The organism is Pantoea sp. VS1, assembly GCF_002207995.1.
Lineage (GTDB): Bacteria > Pseudomonadota > Gammaproteobacteria > Enterobacterales > Enterobacteriaceae > Pantoea > Pantoea dispersa.
This window is the reverse complement of sequence record NZ_NHZE01000144.1, coordinates 1-4,196: the sequence shown is the minus strand read 5'-3', so window position 1 is coordinate 4,196 and position 4,196 is coordinate 1. Positions and strand designations below refer to the sequence as shown.

Below are 4,196 nucleotides of genomic sequence, written 5' to 3'. Positions count from 1 at the left end.
GCCCATTATCGTATTAATCATGGGCCTTTTTTATACTGCCATGCCGCAATCTCCCCCCTCAAGCTTACTCGGTAATTATTTAAGTAAGTAGATGATCTTTAATGGTACTCATTGATTCGCAAAGCCCACTTTAATCAGGATTTTACTATCGATGGCCCCAAAACCTTGCAAACAACAACTGGATAAACAAACTAATGAAAAATATTTCCAATAGTTTTATTTTTTTATATCTTATTGATTTTAAATAAATTAAATATCAATAAAAGAAATTTGAGTACATTTTATTTCTTTTAAAAGAAAAAAAAATCTTTTTGTTGACTTTGATGACTCATGGCGATTAATTAGTAGACAGACATATCAACATTTCTTAAGACTCAAGGAGACTAAGATGGTGATGTTGAAAGAATGTAATGAGAGTGGATTGTCTGGATTCACCGTTGATGGGTTATCGGTCACTGATACGCAAACGTTCTTTACTCAAGCTGCACCAGATATTCGGGAAGCAGTGCTCAATAACGGAGCGTTGCTACTACGCGGCGTTGTGCAAAGTGCAGAACCCGCTGTGTTTGAAGTGATAATGAATGCGCTAGGTTTTCGCACCAGAGATTACATTGGTGGTTCATCTCCCCGTTCAACCATAAAAGGTAAAGTGATGGAGGCAACCCGAACGCCTCCGGCATGGTCAATCATCCTCCATCAGGAAATGGCCTATGTAAAACACCCACCGGAAATCATTGCCTTCTCTTGCGTCAAACCCGCCGCAGAGGGCGGAGAATCTACCATTGGCGATATGCGCCGAATAACAAAACTGGTCGAGCCTTCAACATTACAACTTCTGACAGAACGCGGCCTCAGACTGCGTAGAACACTGCCGGATGAAAACCGAGTTCATCTGAAACCCGGAATAAAAAAAAGCTGGCAGGAAGCGCTTTCTGCAAAAACAAAAGAAGAGGCAGAGTTTGCCTGCCGCTCCAGGGGTTGGGAATTTGAATGGTGGAATGATGATTTAATCCTTTGGCAGGACTGTATTTCACCGGTGCGTCAGCATCCTCGTAAAAATGAATTGATCTGGTGCAATCAGGCACATTTCTGGGGTGCTGCTGCGATGATTGAATGGGCACGGGTGGATTCCAGAAACGAAGACGAAGAGGAGTTAAAAGATGCTGCTCAGAATTGTCCTGAACTTCTCGAATCCATGTGTTTCGGCGATGGAGAACCGCTACCGGAAGAACTGACACTTAACTTATTTCATCTGGTCAAGGGGTTAGAACAGGACGTAAATCTCAACACCGGCGATATTTTGCTGCTCGATAACCTGCAGTTTGCTCATGGCAGGCATGCATTTTCAGGAAACAGAGAGATTAACGTCATTATTGCCGACTGGACTGAACATTAATTCAAACAAACAGAAGGAAAATGGTCATGAATATTACACAGCGTAATAGCACATCCACAGGCGATACCTTCATTCTCAGCCCAGGCCGTAACGTCAGTCTGAAAGACTTTATTGAATTCTCTCAGTTCAGTAAAAAAATAGTTGCTTCAGAAGAAACCAGAGAAAGAATTGCCGCATCAAGACGAGCCCTTGAAAAATTAGTGAAAGAAGGCTCGGTTATATATGGTGTCAACACTGGGATGGGTGGGTTTGTCGATCATCTCGTTCCGCTCGAAAGGGCTGAAGAATTACAAAAAAACCTTATCCGTGGTGTTGCGACAAATGTTGGTGAAAGATTTTCAGATATAATTTGCCGGGCAACTATGTTCGCCCGAATTATCTCTCTTTCTCGCGGCAACTCAGCATTATCTCTGGAAAATTTCGATCGATTTATCGCAATCTACAACGCTGGTCTGATTCCTGAGATACCACGTAAAGGGTCATTGGGCACCAGCGGAGATCTGGGGCCACTGGCAGCCATGGCCCGTATGCTCACTGGTGAGGGCAATGCCTGGTTCAATGGTGAACGCTTGGCTGCAGAAGATATTCTGCACCAGCTGGGGCTCGCACCGCTTGAGCTAAGTTATAAGGAAGGGCTGGCACTCATCAACGGCACCTCCTGCATGGTTGCGCTTGCCGCCCTGAATGTCATCGAAACCAGGTCACTTCTTGAACAATATGCATCAATCTCCGCCTTTGCCTCAGAAACGCTTCTTGCCAGGATTCGGCCATTTCATCCCGACGTTCATCAACTAAAACCGCATACAGGCCAGCAAAAAATTGCAGAGATGATATGGAATAACCTCCAGGGAACAAGGCTGGCGGTTGATGATATACAGCTTTCATCAGAACTCGGAAGCAGGCTTACGAATAGCATCAAACAAGAAGATATGCCGATTGAAGATGCCTATTCAATTCGCTGCACACCACAGATACTTGGCCCGGTTTTGGAGACAATAGAATTTGTGGAACGAATAGTGAGTAATGAATTAAATTCGTCAAATGATAACCCCCTTATCACACCCGAAAACGGTCAGGTTTTCCATAACGGTCATTTTCACGGACAGTATATATCCGCCGCGATGGACTATTTGACGATAGCAATCATTACCATGTGTAACTTATCTGACCGGCGAATAGACAGATTGCTGACCAGTGCGAACAGCAACGGGCTACCCTCTTTTCTATGTGCAGAAAATGGTGGGCTGCGGTTTGGTTTAATGGGGGGACAGTTTATGTCATCTTCTATCACAGCGGAAAATCGTTCTCTGGCTACACCGGTATCAATACAAACACTAACAACAACAGGTGATTTTCAGGACGTAGTCTCTTTCGGTCTGGTTGCTGCTCGCAGGACGGCGGAGGTGCTCCAGAATACCCGCTATGTTATTGCTTTTGAGATGATCTGCGCCGCTCAGGCAGCTGATATCAGGGATGCTACAAAATTAGGAAATTCAGGTCGCCTGTGGTATGCAAAAGTGAGGGAGTCAGTCCCTTATCTGGACCATGACGAGTCAATAACACCTTATCTGGAAGAACTCGTATCCCGGATACTTGGAGGCCACTCATGATATTCTCTAAAAAAATCCGGGAATGTGTTGAGGGAGCAAATAATAATGCTTCCATCCGCCTGCACGCCAATGAAAATCCGTTGGGTTCACCAGACATAATACAAACGGGACAATATGTTCTGTCTTTGCTGAGCCTGTATCCCGATCCCACCTACAATGCACTGAGAGCGGCAATTGGAGAACGCTGGAATATTAATCCGGAACAGATCATCACGGGTAATGGCTCTGACGAACTGATTGATATCACACTGCGTAGTCTGCTGAAACCGGGTGCACGGCTTACCGCTCCTCGTCACAGTTTTATGATGTACAAAAAGAGAACTGATATTCTCGGAGCCTTATACAGTGAGATCCCAGTGAATAGTGGGCGCATCCTCCCTGAGGATTTAAAAGAGGCGGTCAGTCATAAACCTGACATTCTGGTCCTAGTTAATCCTTCTAATCCTTTGGGTCACTATATTGCACCTTCAGAAATGATGTCTTTAGTTGAAACCATACCGCCAGAAACGACCATTATCATTGATGAGGCCTACGCAGAATTTACACCTGATATCGAAAATACGGCAGGTATTCAAATAGTTCATAAACGCGTTAACTCAATATGCTTACGAACATTTTCAAAAGCGTATGGACTTGCCGGATTGCGTCTTGGCTGGGCTTACGTCAGCACAGATCTGTATCCACAACTGGAAGCTCGCCGGGCGCCTTACAATGTCAGTGCTTTATCTGCTCTTGCTGGTGAACATGCACTACAGGATCGTGAGCATCTTTTCAAAACAACAGAATATTGTCTTAGCTGGGGAAGAAAACTGGTAGATTTATTTGAAGATTACGGAGTCAAAGCCAATGCCCAATATGTCAATTTCGTCTTTGTTGAATTTGACAGTGAAGAACGCAGCCGGGAGATCCAGAACAGTCTTAACAGTGAAGGTTTCCTTATAGCCAGGCTGACCGATTATTCTTTGGATCATTGCCTGAGAATTTCATTCGGACCCCGGGAACAAATGGAAAAGTTATTCTCTGTTTTAGAGAAAGAACTAAAAGCATAGATTCTGCCAAGGTTATTTACATTCATCCAAATAAATAATTAAAAGTATCTATTCAATTGAGGTTTAAGAATATGAATAAAGTACCTGGGCTATACCATACAGCCCCCTATCTAAGTCAAACCCAAACGCGACTCCTTCATG

The 4,196-nt window shown here is 44.1% G+C and carries 3 protein-coding genes; all 3 read left to right on the top strand.

Going from position 1 to position 4,196, the window contains the following annotated elements; genetic code table 11:
* Positions 1 to 388 precede the first annotated feature (388 nt).
* From CBW22_RS25090 to CBW22_RS25080, 3 genes are read left to right on the top strand one after another with little or no spacing between them, the layout of a single operon-like run.
* On the top strand, positions 389 to 1,396 hold the full coding sequence (locus CBW22_RS25090; protein WP_088518170.1) for a TauD/TfdA family dioxygenase: 1,008 nt from the start codon (positions 389 to 391) through the stop codon (positions 1,394 to 1,396).
* A 26-nt stretch (positions 1,397 to 1,422) separates the two neighbouring features.
* Entirely contained in the window at positions 1,423 to 3,006 is a 1,584-nt protein-coding gene (locus CBW22_RS25085) for a phenylalanine aminomutase (D-beta-phenylalanine forming) (RefSeq protein ID WP_088518169.1), read from the top strand.
* Positions 3,003 to 4,055, top strand: coding sequence for a pyridoxal phosphate-dependent aminotransferase (locus tag CBW22_RS25080; RefSeq protein ID WP_088518168.1), 1,053 nt, complete (start codon positions 3,003 to 3,005; stop codon positions 4,053 to 4,055). The genes CBW22_RS25085 and CBW22_RS25080 overlap by 4 nt, the downstream gene beginning before the upstream one ends.
* The last annotated feature ends 141 nt before the right edge of the window (positions 4,056 to 4,196 follow it).